This is a genomic window from Streptomyces sp. NPDC089799, assembly GCF_040684755.1.
In the GTDB taxonomy this organism is placed as follows: Bacteria; Actinomycetota; Actinomycetes; order Streptomycetales; family Streptomycetaceae; genus Streptomyces.
On the sequence record NZ_JBFBGR010000002.1, the window covers coordinates 304,902 to 321,504 of the forward strand.

Annotated in this window: 12 protein-coding genes and 1 pseudogene; 5 read left to right on the top strand and 8 right to left on the bottom strand. The window is 72.1% G+C overall.

The window, feature by feature from the left end; translation table 11 throughout:
- Positions 1-28: 28 nt before the first annotated feature.
- From AB0O36_RS03035 to AB0O36_RS03050, 4 genes are all read right to left on the bottom strand, one after another.
- Positions 29-1,954: an ABC transporter permease gene (locus AB0O36_RS03035; RefSeq protein ID WP_365103279.1), complete on the bottom strand. Its 1,926-nt coding sequence runs from the start codon at positions 1,952-1,954 to the stop codon at positions 29-31.
- A gap of 16 nt (positions 1,955-1,970) precedes the next feature.
- On the bottom strand, positions 1,971-2,786 hold the full coding sequence (gene modA, locus AB0O36_RS03040; protein ID WP_365103194.1) for a molybdate ABC transporter substrate-binding protein: 816 nt from the start codon (positions 2,784-2,786) through the stop codon (positions 1,971-1,973).
- Between the two features lie 285 nt (positions 2,787-3,071).
- Positions 3,072-3,776, bottom strand: coding sequence for a M24 family metallopeptidase (locus AB0O36_RS03045; protein WP_365103196.1), 705 nt, complete (start codon positions 3,774-3,776; stop codon positions 3,072-3,074).
- 363 nt (positions 3,777-4,139) lie between these two features.
- The gene (locus tag AB0O36_RS03050; RefSeq protein ID WP_365103199.1) at positions 4,140-4,793 is read right to left on the bottom strand and encodes a DUF1326 domain-containing protein; all 654 of its coding nucleotides are present in this window, start codon (positions 4,791-4,793) and stop codon (positions 4,140-4,142) included.
- A gap of 223 nt (positions 4,794-5,016) precedes the next feature.
- On the opposite strand from AB0O36_RS03050, the gene AB0O36_RS03055 reads away from it, so the two are divergent.
- Positions 5,017-5,832, top strand: a complete 816-nt coding sequence (locus AB0O36_RS03055) for a DUF2182 domain-containing protein (RefSeq protein ID WP_365103201.1) — start codon at positions 5,017-5,019, stop codon at positions 5,830-5,832.
- Between the two features lie 58 nt (positions 5,833-5,890).
- On the opposite strand, the gene AB0O36_RS03060 is transcribed toward AB0O36_RS03055, so the two are convergent.
- Entirely contained in the window at positions 5,891-6,937 is a 1,047-nt protein-coding gene (locus AB0O36_RS03060; protein ID WP_365103203.1) for a hypothetical protein, read from the bottom strand.
- Positions 6,938-7,082: 145 nt separating this feature from the next.
- Positions 7,083-7,421 (bottom strand): hypothetical protein, encoded by a 339-nt coding sequence (locus AB0O36_RS03065; RefSeq protein ID WP_365103206.1) that lies wholly within the window; start codon positions 7,419-7,421, stop codon positions 7,083-7,085.
- A gap of 60 nt (positions 7,422-7,481) precedes the next feature.
- On the opposite strand from AB0O36_RS03065, the gene AB0O36_RS03070 reads away from it, so the two are divergent.
- The gene (locus AB0O36_RS03070) at positions 7,482-9,326 is read left to right on the top strand and encodes a glycoside hydrolase family 15 protein (protein WP_365103209.1); all 1,845 of its coding nucleotides are present in this window, start codon (positions 7,482-7,484) and stop codon (positions 9,324-9,326) included.
- 9 nt (positions 9,327-9,335) lie between these two features.
- On the opposite strand, the gene AB0O36_RS03075 is transcribed toward AB0O36_RS03070, so the two are convergent.
- Positions 9,336-11,249 carry a potassium transporter TrkA gene (locus AB0O36_RS03075; protein ID WP_365103212.1) on the bottom strand — a complete coding sequence of 638 codons (1,914 nt, stop codon included), beginning with the start codon at positions 11,247-11,249 and terminating at the stop codon, positions 9,336-9,338.
- A gap of 189 nt (positions 11,250-11,438) precedes the next feature.
- On the opposite strand from AB0O36_RS03075, the gene AB0O36_RS03080 reads away from it, so the two are divergent.
- Positions 11,439-12,833, top strand: coding sequence for a phosphatase PAP2 family protein (locus AB0O36_RS03080; RefSeq protein WP_365103281.1), 1,395 nt, complete (start codon positions 11,439-11,441; stop codon positions 12,831-12,833).
- Positions 12,834-12,921: 88 nt separating this feature from the next.
- Here AB0O36_RS03080 and AB0O36_RS03085 read toward each other — a convergent pair whose 3' ends face one another.
- The gene (locus tag AB0O36_RS03085) at positions 12,922-13,611 is read right to left on the bottom strand and encodes an FCD domain-containing protein (RefSeq protein ID WP_365103215.1); all 690 of its coding nucleotides are present in this window, start codon (positions 13,609-13,611) and stop codon (positions 12,922-12,924) included.
- Positions 13,612-13,783: 172 nt separating this feature from the next.
- Between AB0O36_RS03085 and leuA the strand changes: the two are divergent.
- Both leuA and AB0O36_RS03095 read left to right on the top strand, forming a co-directional pair.
- Positions 13,784-15,586: pseudogene (gene leuA / locus AB0O36_RS03090) on the top strand (2-isopropylmalate synthase); the annotation flags it as partial.
- A gap of 246 nt (positions 15,587-15,832) precedes the next feature.
- Positions 15,833-16,561 (top strand): ATP-binding cassette domain-containing protein, encoded by a 729-nt coding sequence (locus tag AB0O36_RS03095; RefSeq protein ID WP_365103283.1) that lies wholly within the window; start codon positions 15,833-15,835, stop codon positions 16,559-16,561.
- The last annotated feature ends 42 nt before the right edge of the window (positions 16,562-16,603 follow it).

Here is a 16,603-nt window from a genome sequence, read left to right on the forward strand (position 1 = left end):
GGCCGGGTCGGGCCGAGCCGGGCCGGGTTCAGACGGTGACGAGCGTGATCTCGGTGGCTTTGACGCTGCACCACACCTCGGTGCCCTCGGCGAGGAAGAGTTCCGCGGCCGCCTGAGGGGTGATCTCCGCGACGACGTCGGCGACGTCGGTGGAGGTGATGAGGATGCGGAGGCGGCTGCCGGAGGCGGTGATCTCGCGGACGGTGCCGGGCCAGACGTTGCGGGGGCTGCCCGTCGGCCGTGCCCGGTGGAGGGAGACCGCTTCGGGGGCGACGATGGCAAGGGCCTGGGAGCCCTCGGGCACCGGGTCGGCGACGGTCACGGTCCCGCCCGCGGCGAGTTTGAGGCCGTCGGTGGTGGTGGTGCCGGGCCAGGCATTGCGGCCGAGCATCCGGGCGACCCAGGGGGAGCGGGGATTGCGCGCTACTTCCGCCGGGGGCGCGTCCTGGAGGGCGCGTCCGTAGGCGAGGACGAGGACGCGGTCGGCCAGGGAGACGGCTTCGACGGGATCGTGGGTGACGATCAGGCAGACCCCGCCGAAGGAGGCCAGGTGGGTGCGCAGCGCGTGCCGTACGCGTGCCCGGGTGGTCTGGTCGAGCGCGGCCAGCGGCTCGTCCAGGAGCAGGAGGCGTGGTTCGGCGGCCAGCGCCCGGGCCAGCGCGACCCGCTGCGCCTGCCCGCCGGACAGTTGCGCGGGCTTGCGTTCGGCCAGGTGTCCGACGCCGAGCCGGTCGAGCCACACCCGCGCCCGCGCCCGCGCCTGTTCGCGGTCGATGCGCTGGGCGCGCAGTCCGTAGGCGGTGTTGGCGAGCGCGGTCAGGTGGGGGAAGAGCGCGCCGTCCTGCGGGACCCAGGCCACCCCCCGCCGGTGCGGGGGAAGGGCGGTGACGTCGTCGTCGCCGAGGCGGAGTCCGGCGTGGGCGCGGGGGGTCAGGCCGAGCAGGGCCCGTAGGAGGGTGGTCTTGCCGGCCCCGTTCTCCCCGACCACGGCGATCGTCGTGCCCGGTTCGGCGTCGAGGGTGAGCTGGTTGAAGCCGGTGATGTCGGCGTGCAGTGACCATCGGCCGCCGGCGGGCACCAGGCCGCCGGTCTCGGGTTCGGGGGCTTCGGCGACGGGGTCGTCGGTCTGCACGGCGTGGTGGTCCTCCCGTACGGCGTTGCCGGAGGTCCACCGCCCGCGCAGCGCGATCAGCACGCACATGGCGATGACCAGCAGTAGCAACGACAGAGAGGTGGCCGCCTCGGGGGAGTCCTGCAGCAGCAGGTACACCTGGAGCGGCAGGGTCTGCGTCACCCCGGGCAGGTTTCCGGCGAAGGTGATCGTCGCCCCGAACTCGCCCAGGGCCCGCGCCCAGGTGAGGGCCGCGCCCGCGATCAGGCCGGGCGCGACCATGGGCACGGTCACCGTGAAGAACACGCGCAGCGGGGAGGCCCCCAGCGAAGCGGCGGTCTCCTCGTAGCCGGGGCGGAGTCCGCCGAGGGCTCCTTCGAGGCTGATGACGAGGAACGGCATCGCCACGAACGTCGCCGCCACCACCGCCCCCGACGTGTGGAACGGCAGCGTGATCCCGAAGACGTCGTCCAGGAAGGGCCCCAGCAGCCCGCGCCTGCCGAAACCCAGCAGCAGCGCGACACCGCCGACGGTCGGCGGCAGCACCATCGGCAGCAGGACCAGCGACCGTACGAGGGCCTTGCCGCGGAACTCGACCCGTGCCAGCAGCCACGCCAGCGGCACCCCCAGCACGAGCGAGATCCCCAGCGCCCAGCACGAGACGATCAGGGAGAGCTTGAGGGCCTCGACGGAGCCGGGGGTGGTCAGGTGGGTGCCGAGCTCGCTCCACTGGGTGCGGACCAGGATCCCGATCAACGGGATCATCAGGAACGCCACGCCGAGCAGCGCGGGCACGGCGAGGGCGAGGGGCGGGCGGGCCCGGGCGGTGCGGTGGCGGGTCATCATCCTCCGGTCTTCGTCAGGGCTTCTCGAAGCCTGCCTGCCGGAGCATCTGCTGAGCCTGGGGAGAGGACAGCCAGGTGACGAAGCCGGCTGCGGCGGCCGGGCTGGGGCTGTCCTTGAGCGTGGCGGCGGGGTAGGAGGCGATGACGTTCTGGTCGTCGGGGATCTGGACCGCGGCCACCTTGTCCCCGGCAGCCGTGGTGTCGGTCTTGTAGACCATCCCCGCATCGGCCTCGCCCAGCTCGACCTTGGACAGCACGGCCCGTACGTTCGGCTCCTGCGAGACGGGTTTGACGGTGACGCCCGCCTTGTCCAGGGCTTCCTGGCTGTACCGCCCCACCGGCACCTCCGGGGCCGCGAGCACGACCTTCAGCTTCGGGTCGGCCAGGTCCTCGAGAGAATCGATCTTTTGGGGGTTGCCGGGGGCGGTGGCGATCACGAGCCGGTTCTTCGCGATCACCACCGGAGCGTTCGTCTCGCCCTTGAGGCCGTCCATCGTCTTGGTGTCCGCCGTCACCAGCGCGTCGGCCGGGGCGCCCTGGCGGACCTGGGCGGCGAGTTCCTGCGATCCGGCGAAGGAGAAGGTCACCTTCGTCCCGGGGTGGTCCTTCTCGTACGCGGCGCCCGCGGTCTTGAAGACGTCGGTGAGGGAGGCGGCGGCGAGCACGGTCAGGTTCGCCGGCGGCACGCCGGCCGTCCCGGACGCGGTCGCCGTGGCAGAGGAGGTGCCGGTCTCGCTGCCTCCGCAGGCGGCGAGGGCCGGGGCGAGGAGGACCGCGCCGATCAGGCCGGCGATGGCCCGGCGTCGGTGCGTGGTGAGCTGGGCGTCCATGGCGAAAAATCTTCCCCGCGTCGGATTGTGGCGTCCACGCACATGCCGTGTGGAAGCGCATGGCGATTGTGGATTTGCTGCCACTCAATCACGGGTGTCGCCGCATCTGCACACGCGGGACGGTCGTGCGCGGCGTGTGCACGATGGGCGTGATCAGGGTTGAACAGGCAGGTCAGAGGGCTTGCCGGTCTCGGGAGGGCGGGGGTCTTCGGCCCCCGCTCGAATCCGCCGAGAGGCTGCGGCCATGTGGTTGGCGAATGAGACCGAACTGACCTCCCCCCGGGCTCAGCCGAGGTCGAGGAGCTGCTTGAGTACGCCGCCGTAGCCGCGGGACTCGTCGACGAGGTGGATCTCCAGCACCCAGTGGGCGGAGAACCCCCAGAGGTCCCTGCGGCGCAGGGGCTTGCCGTTGTCGAAGGCGATGAGCTCTTCCTCCCACGCCGCCTCGGGCGGATCCGTGAACGAGGTGCCCGCCATCCGGCCCGCGTGCCACGAGCCCAGGCACCAGCCGGCCTTGTGGGACAGTGCGTGGACCTCGGCGTGCACCTGCCTGCCCGTGAGGTCGTCGTGACGCCGGAACACCTCCCGGACGTCGTCGAACACCCCACGCAGGTCCTCGACGAGCCGGTGCCTTCCGGGGTCTTCACCCACGACCACCGTCTGGGCGAAGCCCGTCTCGTGACCGGTCAGCAGCGGGCTCAGGTCCACCACCACGACGTCGTCCACCCCGAGCAACCGGTCCGGCACCTCCTGGCCGGGCGGCAGCAGCGTGTGCGGGCCGGACCGGACCAGCCGCCCCGGCCCGGTCAGGAGCGGGCCCGCCACCCGGGTGGCGATCCGCCGGACCGCGGCGTCCACCTCGGACTCGTACCAGCCCGCGGCAATCACACCGCTCTGCTCGGCATGGGTGAACACGGAGCGCGCCATCCGCTCGGCCTCAACCAGCCGCAGCGCCCGCAGGCCCTCGTCCATCCGGTCGCGTACCGTCACCGCGCGTTCTCCCCTTCGTGCTGCCACCGCGACTGGCGACCGGCCTGCGGACGGTCGGCCTTGCGCGGGTGGGCGCGGCAGGCGGTGCGGTCATCTGCCTCGTCCCGAGGCATGACCGAACGTAACACCGTCAAGATGGCCTCCCTCAGTGGTCGATCCCCCAGAACTGAGCAGAACCGGCATTTCCGATGCTGGTTGGAACACCAACGGCCAAGACTCTCCTTCGGGTCGACGTCGAGAACCCTTTCAGGCCACCCCGAACGCGCGCAGCACTGCTTTCGGCCATTCGCCCTCGCTGCCTTGGCCGACGGCCCCTCACGTGTCGGGCCCTGAGGAGGCGGCTGCCGATCGCCGCCCGTCCGTTCAGGCGGGACCGGACCAGTCGAAGGTGATGGTCTTGCTGGACTTGCCGGTGCGGTTCCAGGTGAAGCCGAAGGCGTCGGCCCGGTCGGTCGTGGCGCGGCCCCAGGTGGCCAGCTGGCCGGGGCCGGTCTCGCAGCCGGGGAGGTTGGTCGACTGGACGCGGGCGCCCTCCGGGGTGGTCGGGCCGGTCAGTGCCTCGGCGCGGGCCTCCAGCAGCCCGGGGACGCTCGCCCGCCAGGTGGCCAGGTCGTCGGCGATCTCCACCTCGATGGGGGCGAAGTCCATGCCGCGGACCTCGAAGGCGCCCATGGTCACCAGTTGCGCGGGCCAGCTGCCGGCCTGCCCGCTGAAGATCATCTGCAGGGCTTGGCGCTGTCCGTCGTCGGCCCGCTCGTCGAAGAGGAACGCGGCGTACGAGTCCGAGTGCTCCGCCCAGATGTTGCCGACGAAGGAGCCGAGCATCACCATGTTCAGGCCGTCCAGCCGGACGTCACCGTAGGTGCCCTCGCGGATGTGCCACACCAGGATGCCCTCGCAGTCGCCGGTGGTCGGCAACTGGCCGAACGAGCACGGGCACGGAATGCTGCACTTGCAGACGTCGAACCAGTCGCCCGCCAGGCGCCAATCCGGCACGGTCTCTGCCGCCTGCGTCATCGCTCTCACTCCTCACACAGCCGTGTGCGCGGGTCGCGGGAGGGGAGCCGAGGGGCCGGACCGGACCCGGATCCGCGTTCGTGCGGCCGTTCCCGGCGGCCGGAACGGGTGGATTCCTTTCCTCACCTCCATCGTGCGCCCGGGCTGCCGGGGTGGCCAGTGCCGAGGGGGTTGCCGTCCCCGGGATCCGTGCTGTGCTGGAAGGGTCCGATGGGAGTGCCTCATGCGTACGGTTCACCGGTCGCCGGTCACGAAGGACCGTCCCTTGCGGACGGGAGTGCTGCTGCCGGTCCGGGAGCTCGCCGCTGCCTGGGCGCTGATCGTCGTGATCGCGGCCCTGGCCTGGGTGCTCACCGTGGGCCAGGCCCGGGGCATGGGGGTCGGGCCCGGCACGATGGGGATGGCGCTGCCGCTGTTCCTGGTGCTGTGGTCGGCGATGATGGCGGCGATGATGCTGCCCTCCGTCGCCCCCGTCGCGGTGACCTGGGCCAGGGGGATCGCCCGCCAGTCCGGCGGTGCCGTACGGGCGCTGCGTACCACCGCGTTCGTCTTCGGCTACCTGGCGGCGTGGACGGCGTTCGGCCTCCTCGCGTACGGCGGGCTGGCGCTCACCGGTGCCCTGGTCGAGCGGGACCCGGACATCGGGAAGTGGATCGGGGCGGCCGCCTTCGCGCTGGCCGGGCTGTACCAGCTGGGCCCGCTCAAGGACATCTGCCTGCGGCACTGCCGCAGCCCCATGGCGCAGCTGATGCGGTACGCCTCGTACCGGCCGCGGATGCGCGACCTGCGGGTGGGGCTGCACCACGGCGCGTACTGCGTCGGCTGCTGCTGGGCGCTGATGGTCGTGCTGGTCCCGCTGGGTGTCATGAACGTCGCGGCGATGGCCGGGGTGGCGGTGCTGATCTTCCTGGAGAAGCTCTGGTACCGGGGGGCGCAGCTGGCCCGGGTGGCCGGCGCCGTCTTCCTGGCGCTGGCCGTGCTGGCGCCCTTCCAGGACTGGCTGCTGCCGGGCCTGCAGAGCTCGATGACGCCCATGTGACGGGCCGGTTCCACCGGCCGTTCCCGCCCTCCGGGTGGGATCCGCGTGCGGATGGGCTTCACGCCGGACGCCACAGATCGACATCGTGGTAGCGGTGTGTCTCCCGGTGCCAGAGCAGGCTGCCGGCCATGCTCCGCTCCAGCTGGAGGGTCCACCGCGCCATGTCCTGGCGCAGTCGGGCGTCGGCGGCGAACCGGTCCAGCGCCCGGGGCAGCTCGACGGCCTTCACGTGCTCGTGGAGGGCGATCTGCGAGGCCGCCAACCGGCTGACGGCATCGACGGCGTCCTGGAGGCCGAGGCCGAGCGTGCTGGTCACGATGTGGACGTTGTTGTGCCAGTCCAGGTGGGCGATCTCCTTCTGCAGGGAGAAGACGTCGTTGACGTGCATGATCTGATCGGCTGTCGACTCCATCAGCACCCGCACCGGCCGCATCGCGTACAGGGCGTCGGGGATCGAGAATCCGAGCGACAGCTCCACCAGATCCAGTGTGAGGACCGCCCCGCTGACCTGACGGCGGGTCTGGATGTGGTCGACGAGGTCCGGGATCCGCTGCAGCGCCAGGTTCTCGGCCTCCCACGCGTACCCCTCGACGAACGCGCGCACGTCACCGGCGAACCTGTCCAGCCACCGGGCATCGGCACCCTCCGAGGCCCGGCGCAGCAGGTCGGCCAGGGCCTGCTCCATGGGCCGGTCCGCCCGAGCGCACCCGGTGTCGTCGATCACGCCGGTCAACCCTGTGACCAGCCCGGACACCTCCGTGAGCGCTGACGGATCGCCTTGGTGACGGTCGCTGACCATGTCGTCGAGGACGAAGGTCCACGTCAGCCAGTCCGTGGCCAGGGCCAGAACCTCCAGCGGTGCCTCGCTGAAGAACATCGAGCACAGCAGTCCGTAGTCGGCCCTGCGGAGGCGGCGTACGTCGACCTCGTCGGTGGCGATCGCGTACTGCTGAGCCTGAAGCAGCGAGCCGAGCCGCACGTCGTCGATGAACCGGCTGCAGGAAGCCTGGTAGGGCATCGCGAGGTCGGGAAACCGGAAGCCCGACCGGCCGTCACCCTCGTGCGGTCCGCCCTGCGCACGGTGGCGGCGCTCATGCTGGGACACGGCTCCAGCAGACCAGCCGCAGAGCGGTTCCGGGCAGGGCGCGCGTGGAGCGTCCGGGAGCGGCGACGCCGTACCGGAGCCGGTCCGCTTCTCGCAGGCGCCGGTGCGCCGCCCGGGTTGTAGGATCCGGGCGGCGCGGTTGCGGCTATTCGGGCCGGTAGGCGCTGATGGCGTCGGCCATGGGCTTGCCGAAGGCCATGTCACCGGACGGGATCGGGCTGCCGTCGAGGGAGACGACCATCTTGCCCTCGTCGGGGCCGGCGCTGAGGGTGCAGGTCACCCCGTGGGCGTCGGCGCGTTCGAAGCCGAACCGCGGGTAGTACGTCGGGTGCCCGAGGACGGTGACGGTGCGGTCGCCCAGGGCGCGGGCGGCGTCGAAGCCGGCGCGGATGAGGGCGGAGCGCGGTGTGCAGCCCGGATGCGAACGAACGTTCGTATCGGTCGTCCCCGTCCACCGCGCACGAACCCGCGGGCGATCTACCATGGAGGACCAGGTCTCTTCGAGTCCCGCACCTGCCCGTGGCCAAACGGTAGGGAGGCCGGCATGGACTTCGGCATCGGCATCGGCATCGGACCCGGGGGAGTGGACGGCTCACGCTATCTGCCGATTTCCGAGCACGGTCTGATCGGGGATCTCCGTACCGCCGCGCTCGTCGGGACCGACGGCACGATCGACTGGTACTGCTGCCCGCGCTTCGACGCGCCGAGCGTGTTCGCGTCGATCCTCGACGCCGAGCGGGGCGGGTCGTGGGAGCTGGCCGCCGACGTGCCGACGCGGACCCGGCAGTTCTACTTCCCCGACACCAACGTGCTGATCACGCGGTTCTACGCGGCCGACGGGGTGGCGGAGATCCAGGACTTCATGCCGGTCGTCGACGAGTCCCGCGAGGAGTCCCGGCACCGGCTGATCCGGCGGGTGATCTGCGTCCGCGGCACCCTGCCGTTCCGGACCCGGGTCGCGCCCCGCTTCGGCTACGGCGCCGAACCGCACACCGTACGCGCGCAGGCCCACGAGGCCGTCTTCGAATCCCCGTCCCTGATGCTGGCGCTGTCCTCCACCGCACCGCTGGAAGCCGACGGTACGGACGTTTCGTCGCACTTCAAACTCCTCGAAGGCGAGTCCGCGGTGTTCGCCCTCGACCGGATCACCGATGACCTCCGCCCGCAGGCATGTCCGCGCGCCGAGGCCGAGGAGCAGTTCGAGGCGACGGTCCGGTTCTGGCGCAACTGGGTGAGCCGCTCCCGCTACCGCGGCCGCTGGCGGGAGATGGTGAACCGTTCCGCGCTGACCCTGAAGCTGCTCACCTACGTGCCCACGGGTGCGATCGTCGCCGCGCCCACGACGAGCCTGCCCGAGCGGGTCGGTGGCGAGCGCAACTGGGACTACCGCTACGTGTGGGTCCGCGATGCCGCCTTCTGCGTCTACGCCATGCTCCGCCTGGGCTTCACCTCGGAGGCCGAGGCGTTCATGGGCTTCCTGTCCGAGCGGTGCATCGAGCCGAGCGCCGGACCCACCGGACCCCTGCAGATCATGTACGGCATCGACGGCCGCACCGACCTGCCCGAATCCGAGCTGCTCCACCTGGAGGGCCACCTGGGATCGGCGCCGGTGCGGGTGGGGAACGCCGCCACCGGTCAGCTCCAACTGGACATCTACGGCGCCATGATCGACTCCGTCTACCTGTACGACAAGTGGGGGAAGCCCATCAGCAGCGCCCACTGGGACGAGGTCGGTGCCGTGGTGGACTGGCTCTGCGACCACTGGGACCAGCCCGACGAGGGCGTCTGGGAGACCCGGGGCGGCCGCAGGAACTTCGTCTACTCGCGGCTGATGTGCTGGGTGGCGATCGAACGGGCCGTCCGCATGGCCAACCGGCGCGGCCTGCCGGCCGATCTCCTCCGCTGGCAGCAGAGCCGCGACGCGATCTACCGGCAGATCATGCGGGAGGGCTGGTCGGCCGACCGCGGCGCCTTCGTCCAGGGCCTGGGGGACGACGTGCTCGACGCGTCCGTGCTGATGATGCCGATGGCCAAGTTCATCTCGCCCACCGACCCCAAGTGGCTCTCCACCCTGGACGCGCTCACGGAGGAGCTGGTCTCCGACTCGCTGGTCTACCGGTACGACCCGGAGGCCAGCCCCGACGGCCTGCGGGGCTCCGAGGGCACGTTCTCGATCTGCTCCTTCTGGTACGTCGAGGCGCTCACCCGGGCCGGACGCCTGGAGGAAGCCCGGCTGGCCTTCGAGAAGATGCTGACCTACGCCAACCATGTCGGCCTCTACGCCGAGGAGATCGGCCGGAGCGGCGAACAACTCGGCAACTTCCCCCAGGCGTTCACCCACCTCTCGCTGATCAGCGCCGCCTTCAACCTCGACCGCGCCCTCGGCTGATCCCCCCGGTCAGCTCTCGGCCAGTACGACGATGTGGTCGCCCTCGCACAGCGCCAGCGGGGCCGTCCTGGACGGGTTGAGGTGGACGCCGTAGCGCGGGGCGCGGTCGTTCCGGCCGGCGATGCGGTAGCCGATCGCCGTCTCGTTGCGCAGGCGGGCGGCCTCGACGACCGTGGCGAAGTTCGCCTCGGCGCCCGGGCGCAGGTAGTCGCCGGCGGGCTTGAGGTAGATCTCCGACCCCGCCGGGTCGAACAGGTCGGCCAGGACGGAGTGCAGGGCGCCGTTCTCGGCGAGCTGGGTGAGCAGCAGGCAGATGAGCTTGGTGCTGACGATGAAGTCGTCGGCCTTGGTGACCTGGGCGACCTCGCGGTTGCTGTCGTCGTTCATCTCCGTGACGATCGAGTACGGGTCGCCCAGGCGCTCCTCGATGTCGCGCAGGTGGAGCAGGGTGACCAGGGTCCGGTCGTCGGCGAGTCCGGCGTCCACGCTCTCGTCCGAGAGGACGATGATGTGCTGGTAGCCGCCGAGGTCGAGGGCTTCCAGGGAGCGCCGGACGGTCGGATGGCAGGGCTTGTAGCCGACGGTCAGGTGGTCGCGCCGGGTCTCCAGGGCCATGGCCGGACGTTCGGGCGCGGCGATGTCGATCACCGAACCCGGCCGCACGAGCTGGTCCAGCAGCTGGATGATCTTCTGTGCGCGGGAGTTCCAGCCGATCATCAGCGTCCGGTCGGGCGTCGCCGGCCGTGGGGGCGAGGAGACCACGGCGGTGTCGTGGACCGGGGCCGGTTCGTCGGTGAGCCTGATCAGGAGATCGTCCTCAGCGATGACGATCATGCTGTCCCGGTCGCCGATCACGGTGTCCATCGGCGGGTTCACCAGGGTGGTCCCGTCCGGTCCGCGGATGCCGATGGGGGCGCCCAGTTCGTACCGGCTCAGGGCGTCGCCGTAGGTGGTGCCGGCGAGTGCGGGTTCGGGCCGCAGGTAGATCTCGTTGCCGAAGAAGCTGAGGAGTTCGTCGCAGACGGTGGACAGCCCGGTCTGCCGGTGGGACTGCACCACCAGGCGGACGGCGAAGTCGTCGGCGTCGATCACCAGGGCGCTCTCGCCGGCCGCGAGGCGGGCGACCGCGAGGTTGTCCGATTCCTGCACGGCGGCGACGATGTGCGGCCGGTCGCCGCTCCAGGCCCGGTTGTTCAGCAGGAGCAGGGTCTTGATGACGTTGGTGTCGCGGTCGTCGCCGGCCGGCGGCAGCACCATGACGGACTTCGCCGTGTCCGGGCTGACCAGCTCCAGGTCCTCGCGCTTGAGCGGGTTGCCCGACCGGCAGATGACCCGCGTGGCGCCGGTGTCGGGCACCCGCGTGCGGATCTGGTCCTCCATGTCGACCTTGTCCCGGTCGGCGAGGACGACCACGCAGGACCTGCGCTCGCTCTGGTTGGCCTCGACCAGCTCCGCCACCACCGTGAACACCTGCTCGGACCAGCCCAGCAGGATGGTGTGACCCTGCTCGATGATGCGCGAGCGGCCCTTGCGCAGCCTCTCCAGCCGTACGTTGAGCCCCGTCGTCAGCACACCGATCAGCGCACTGACGATGAAGATCCCGCCCAGGGTCACGGCGAGCATCAGGCCGAGGAACACCGGGCCGCCGGTGTCGCCGCCCATCGTGCCGGGGTCCAGCGTGCGCAGCAGGCTCATCCAGGCCACGCCCGGCCAGCCGCCGTTGGCCTCGGTGTCCTCCTCGGTGAGCAGGACCACCAGCGTGGTGACCACCGTCACCAGGAGGACCGACGCGAGCGCGAGCCAGGCCATCAGGGCGGACACCCCGCGGTCCATCGTGGCGTCGAACCAATACCGCAGCCGGTTCCACACCCTGGCCAGCCCCCCGCGTCCTTCCGCCCACACCGCGTGGACGACGTTGATCATCCCACGGGTGCGGAACGCCGCTTCCGCCGCTCCGTGCCCCACGCGGTGTGCCCGGCACGCCGTTGGGCCGGGGGTGCCGGACGGGCGGGCACGCCGGACACCCGAGGGTGCGCGACCGCTCCGATAACATGTTCGGGCCAACAGCGACCCGTGGACACATGAACATCGGCTGACACAGTGATATCTGGGATATCGCGAGCTTCTTCGCGAACAAGCGGCGGCCCCGAATCCCCCGCACCGCCGTGCCGGCCTCGGGTCGCGCTCTGGTCGGCCGCGGGTGCGGTGGGCCTCGGATTCCTCGTCGCGCTGGAGATCGCCGCGCACCGCTACGGCGTGCCCGGCCCGATCACCATCCAGACGCGGGAGGTGATCTTCGCCCCGCAGTCCGGCACCGTGCTGTACGCCGGGCTGGCGCTGCTGATGGTGGTGCTCACCTGGCGGCAGCGGTTCGTCGCGGCCGCCGCGGCGATCGCCATCGACCTGGTCTTCTGGGGGATGCGGCACGCGGCCGGGGCCGAGTCGATGTTCGGCAGCGGCGCACTGTGGGTGACCCTCGGCTGCGCCGTCATCGCCCTCACCCGCCGTACCGGCCGGGAGCGCCTCCTGCTGCTGAAGGGCGTCGGGCTGGCGCTGCTGCTGGTGGCCGGCCGCAAGACCGGTTACACCTGGCTGATGCTCACGTCGAGGACCCGCCCGACGGTGCTCGACCCGTACGTGGCGGCCGTCGACCGGGCGCTGGGCGACCCTTCCTGGGTGGCCGGCCGGATCGTCGAAGCCACCGGCACGGTCGGCTTCCACGTCCTGGAGTGGGTCTACATCCAGCTTCCCGTGATGGCGGTCGTCGTCGCGCTGTACCAGCTGCGCAACGTGGCGGCCGAGCGCCGCTTCCCGCGCCACCACCTGGTGCGCACCTTTCTGGTGATCGGCCTCCTCGGCCCCGGCATCTACATGCTCTTCCCGGTGGTCGGACCGATCTTCGCCTATGGCGCCGACGGCGGACAGTGGGCGGTGGCCCACCTCTGGCCGGACACACCCCCGCCGGTCGGCACGCCGCAGGCGATGCTCTTCGACGGCAAGACCCCGCGCAACTGCATGCCCAGCCTGCACACCGCCTGGGCCACCGCGATCTTCATCCATTCCCGCAAGGGGCCGAGGCTGCTGCGGTGGGCGGGCACCTTCTGGCTGATCGCCACGCTCGGCGCGACGCTGGGGTTCGGCTACCACTACGGCGCGGACATCCTGGCCGGCGTGGTCTTCACGCTCACCATCGAGACGGCGCTGCGCGCACAGGCCGGCGGCCGGTACCGGGAGGGCGTCCGGACGGCCGGTTACGGCGCCGCGGTCTTCGCCGCGCTCCTGCTCGCCTACCGCTACCTGGCGGGGGAGTCGGCCGCTCACCCGTGGGTGGCCGGGCCCCTGCTCGTGTCGGTGACCGGCTCGGTCATCGTGGCCTACGTACGCACCACCGTGCGGTGGGAGCGGGAAGCGGCGGCGGACGCGACGGTGCAGGACGTGCACCTGCCCGCCCAGCGGGGCGGATCCCGGCCCGCGCCGGAGCCGGTACCGGAGCCCGAACGGGCGTGACACCGCGGCCCGGGTGACCCCTGTCCGGCCGTCTCGGTACGGTGCGGGTGCCGGTACCAGTGCGGGTGCCGATGCCGGTCCGGCCCGGTCACACGCTCCGGAGCTGGGCCAGCGTCCCGAGCAGCTCGTCCCGCAGGACCTCGCCCGCCGTTCCGGCATCCGCGGTGGCGATGGCGTCCACCAGGGCCGCATGGCCGGCGGCGCCGTGGTCCGGGGCGCCGGAGCGCAGGTCCAGGAGGTCGACCAGATCGATCAGCGCCTCGCGCAGGGTGGGCGCGAACTCGGTGAACAGGTCCGTCAGGACGGGGTTGTGCGCCGCCGCCACCACGGCCGCGTGCAGGGCGATGTCCGCGTCGACGAAGCCTGCGGTGTCGCCGGCCGCGGCCTCGCCCCGGCGGTCCAGGGCCGCGCCGATCACCGCGAGGTCCTCGTCCGTGCGGCGCCGTGCGGCCAGTTGCGCCGCCTCCACCTCGATGAGCACGCGGACCTCGTAGACGTCGGTGATGGCGGCCCGGCGCAGCCGGGCGGGCCAGTCCTCGGCCGGCGTCGTGGCGATGACGAACACGCCCGCGCCCTGCCGGGACTGCACCAGTCCGGCCCCCGCCAGCGCGCGCAGGGCTTCCCGCACGGTGGAGCGGCCGACGCCGAGCGTCTTCGCCAGCGAGGTCTCGGCGGGGAGCCTGGTGCCGACCGGCCAGTGGCCTCCCGTGATCTGGTCCCGCAGGTGCTGCGCGGCCTGCTCCACGAGGGGACTGGGACGGAGGGCGCCGAGAGCCATGGCTTTCACCAATCAGGTTGTCTGAGGAGCTGAGGTGTGATTAGTGTAGCGATCATGATGCTGCGCGGTCTCCTCCTCGGCTGCCGCTGCGGGGCCTGACCTGACCGGCACCCCGCAGCGGGGCCCGGGCATGCCGGTCAACCGACCGTTCACCGAAGGAAGTCCGCCCGTCATGCCATCCCCGCGCCCCACCGAATTTCCCACCCTGCGCACGCCCTCGGGTGCCGTCCCGGCCGGTGCACCGCCCTGGAACCCGCAGCGGCCGAGCGCGATGCCCCACGACCGCTACCGGCCCGTCCACGAGCGCGTGCCGCTGCCCCTGCAGGACCGGACCTGGCCGTCCCGGCGGCTCACGCAGGCCCCCCTGTGGGTGCCGGTCGACCTGCGCGACGGGAACCAGGCCCTGGCCGAGCCCATGGACATCACGCGCAAGCGCCGGATGTTCGACCTGCTGTGCGCCATGGGCTTCAAGGAGATCGAAGTCGGCTACCCCTCCGCCAGCCGGACCGACTTCGACTTCGTACGCCATCTCGCGGAGACCGGCGCGGTGCCCGAGGACGTGACGGTCTCGGTGTTCACCGCGGCCCGGCACGACCTCGTCGACCGGACCCTCGCCTCCGTCGAGGGCCTGCCCCGCACGCTCGTCCACCTCTACACGGCCACCGCCCCCACCTGGCGCGACGTCGTCCTCGGCCGCACCCGGGACGAGGTGCACGCGCTGATCCGCGAGGCCGCGACGTACCTGATGCGGCGGGCGGAGGAGCGGCCGGGAGCGGACATCCGGTTCGAGTTCTCCCCCGAGGTCTTCAACCTCACCGAGCCGGACTTCGTCCTGGAGGTGTGCAACGGCCTGACGGACCTGTGGGAGGCGAGCCCCGACCGTCCCGTCGTGCACAACCTGCCGGCGACCGTGGAGGTCGCGACGCCGAACGTGTACGCCGACCAGATCGAGTACATGGACCGGCACCTGGCCCGCCGCGACGCCGTCATCCTGTCCGTGCACCCGCACAACGACCGCGGCACCGGCGTCGCCTGCGCCGAACTGGCGGTCCTGGCCGGCGCTCAGCGGGTGGAGGGCTGCCTGTTCGGCAACGGCGAACGCACCGGCAACGTCGACCTGGTCACCCTGGCGCTCAACCTCTACGCGCAGGGCGTCGACCCCATGGTCGACTTCTCCGACATCGACGCCGTCCGCGAGGTGGTGGAGGACTGCACCCGGCTCCCCGTGCACCCCCGCCACCCCTACGGCGGCGAACTCGTCCACACCGCCTTCTCCGGCACCCACCAGGACGCCATCTCCAAGGGCATGGACCGGCACGCCGAACGCGCCCGGGAGTCGGGCGTACCCGCCGGACGCGCGCCCTGGGACGTGCCGTACCTGCCCATCGACCCGGGTGACATCGGCCGCACCTACGAAGGGGTCATCCGCATCAACTCGCAGTCGGGCAAGGGGGGCATCGCGCACCTGCTGCGACGGCACCACGGACTGGACCTCCCCAAGCCGATGCGCCCGGACTTCTCCCGCACGGTGCAGCGGGTCACCGACGCCGAGGGGCGGGAGCTCCGCCACGAGGAGCTGTGGGAGCTGTTCCACCGTACGTACGTCGCGCCCGCGCAGGACGGGCCGGTCGTCCTCGGGCCCTGGGAGACCCGCCGGACCGCGGCGGGCGTGCACGAGTTCACCTGCACGCTGGTGGGTGGGAAGGGCGAGAAGGGCGAGAAGGGCGAGGAGCGAGAGCAGCGGCTGGTGGGCACCGGGAACGGGCCGCTGTCCGCCTTCGTCCACGCGCTCGCCGTGGCCGGCATCACCGTCGACATCCTCGACTACTCCGAACACGCCACCGCCGCCGGTCCCGGCAGCCCCGCCGTCGCCTACGCCGAGTGCCGGGTCGACGGCACCACCTGCTGGGGCGCGGGAAGGGACACCTCCGTACTGACCGCCTCGGTCCACGCCGTACTCGCCGCCGTCAACCGGGGGCTGAGCGGCGGGGAGGACGCCGTGTCCCCGGCGGACGGTGCCGGGACCGCGGCGCAGCGGACGGCCGTACCCCGGGCCGCCGAACCCCGGGCCGCCGAGCCCCGGGCCGCCGAGCCCGAGGCCGCCGTGGCCCGGGCAGCCGACCCCCGTACCGGACCGCCCCCGGCCCCCGTGTCCGGGAGCCCCGTACTCCGCGTCGACGGCGTGGACTTCGTCCGGGACGGCAAACCGATCCTCGAAGAGGTGTCCCTGACCGTGCGGTCCGGCGAGCACTGGGCCCTGCTCGGTCCCAACGGTGCGGGCAAGAGCACCCTGCTCGCACTCCTCGGCGCACTCGCGCACCCCACGCGCGGCACGGTCGAGGTCCTCGGCCACGAGCTGGGCCGGGTGGACATGCGCTCGCTGCGCGCCCGGGTCGGACACGTCGACCCCCGGCACCCCCTGCGCTCGGCCCTGACGGTGCGGGACGTGGTGCTGACCGGACTGACCAACTCCGTCGAGCGGGTGCCGCGCTGGTCACCCACCTCCGAGGAGTCCGCCAGGGCGGAGGAGCTCATGAGCCTGCTCGGAGTCGGCGACCGCCGCGAGGCCCGCTGGCCGGTGCTCTCCCAGGGGCAGCGGACCCGGGTGCTGATCGCCCGGGCGCTGATGCCCAGCCCCCGGCTGCTGCTGCTGGACGAGCCGGCGACGGGGCTGGACGTGTCCGGGCGGGAACAGCTGCTCGACCGGCTGGACGCACTGCGGCGCGGCTTCCCCGGGCTCGCCTCGGTGCTGGTCACCCACCACCTGGAGGAGCTGCCGGCCGGGACGACGCACGCCATGCTGCTGCGCGGGGGACGCAGCCTCGCCGCCGGCCGTGCCGAGGAGGTCCTGACCGGCGACCGGGTCGGTGCCTGCTTCGACCATCCCCTGGTGCTGTCCCGGGCCGACGGCCGGTGGAGCGTACGGACGGGGGGCCCGGCCACGCGGTGACCGGCCGGTGCCGGGTCGCGGAACGGCCGGGCCGGGCCGAAG

What these genes read in the sequence shown, in the direction of transcription:
- modA (WP_365103194.1), bottom strand. Translation starts at nt 2,786, where the DNA reads ATGGACGCCCAGCTCACCACGCACCGACGCCGGGCCATCGCCGGCCTG.
- AB0O36_RS03050 (WP_365103199.1), bottom strand. Translation starts at nt 4,793, where the DNA reads ATGACGCAGGCGGCAGAGACCGTGCCGGATTGGCGCCTGGCGGGCGAC.
- AB0O36_RS03085 (WP_365103215.1), bottom strand. Translation starts at nt 13,611, where the DNA reads ATGGCTCTCGGCGCCCTCCGTCCCAGTCCCCTCGTGGAGCAGGCCGCG.
- AB0O36_RS03070 (WP_365103209.1), top strand. Translation starts at nt 7,482, where the DNA reads ATGGACTTCGGCATCGGCATCGGCATCGGACCCGGGGGAGTGGACGGC.
- AB0O36_RS03065 (WP_365103206.1), bottom strand. Translation starts at nt 7,421, where the DNA reads ATGGTAGATCGCCCGCGGGTTCGTGCGCGGTGGACGGGGACGACCGAT.
- AB0O36_RS03075 (WP_365103212.1), bottom strand. Translation starts at nt 11,249, where the DNA reads ATGATCAACGTCGTCCACGCGGTGTGGGCGGAAGGACGCGGGGGGCTG.
- AB0O36_RS03035 (WP_365103279.1), bottom strand. Translation starts at nt 1,954, where the DNA reads ATGACCCGCCACCGCACCGCCCGGGCCCGCCCGCCCCTCGCCCTCGCC.
- AB0O36_RS03055 (WP_365103201.1), top strand. Translation starts at nt 5,017, where the DNA reads ATGCGTACGGTTCACCGGTCGCCGGTCACGAAGGACCGTCCCTTGCGG.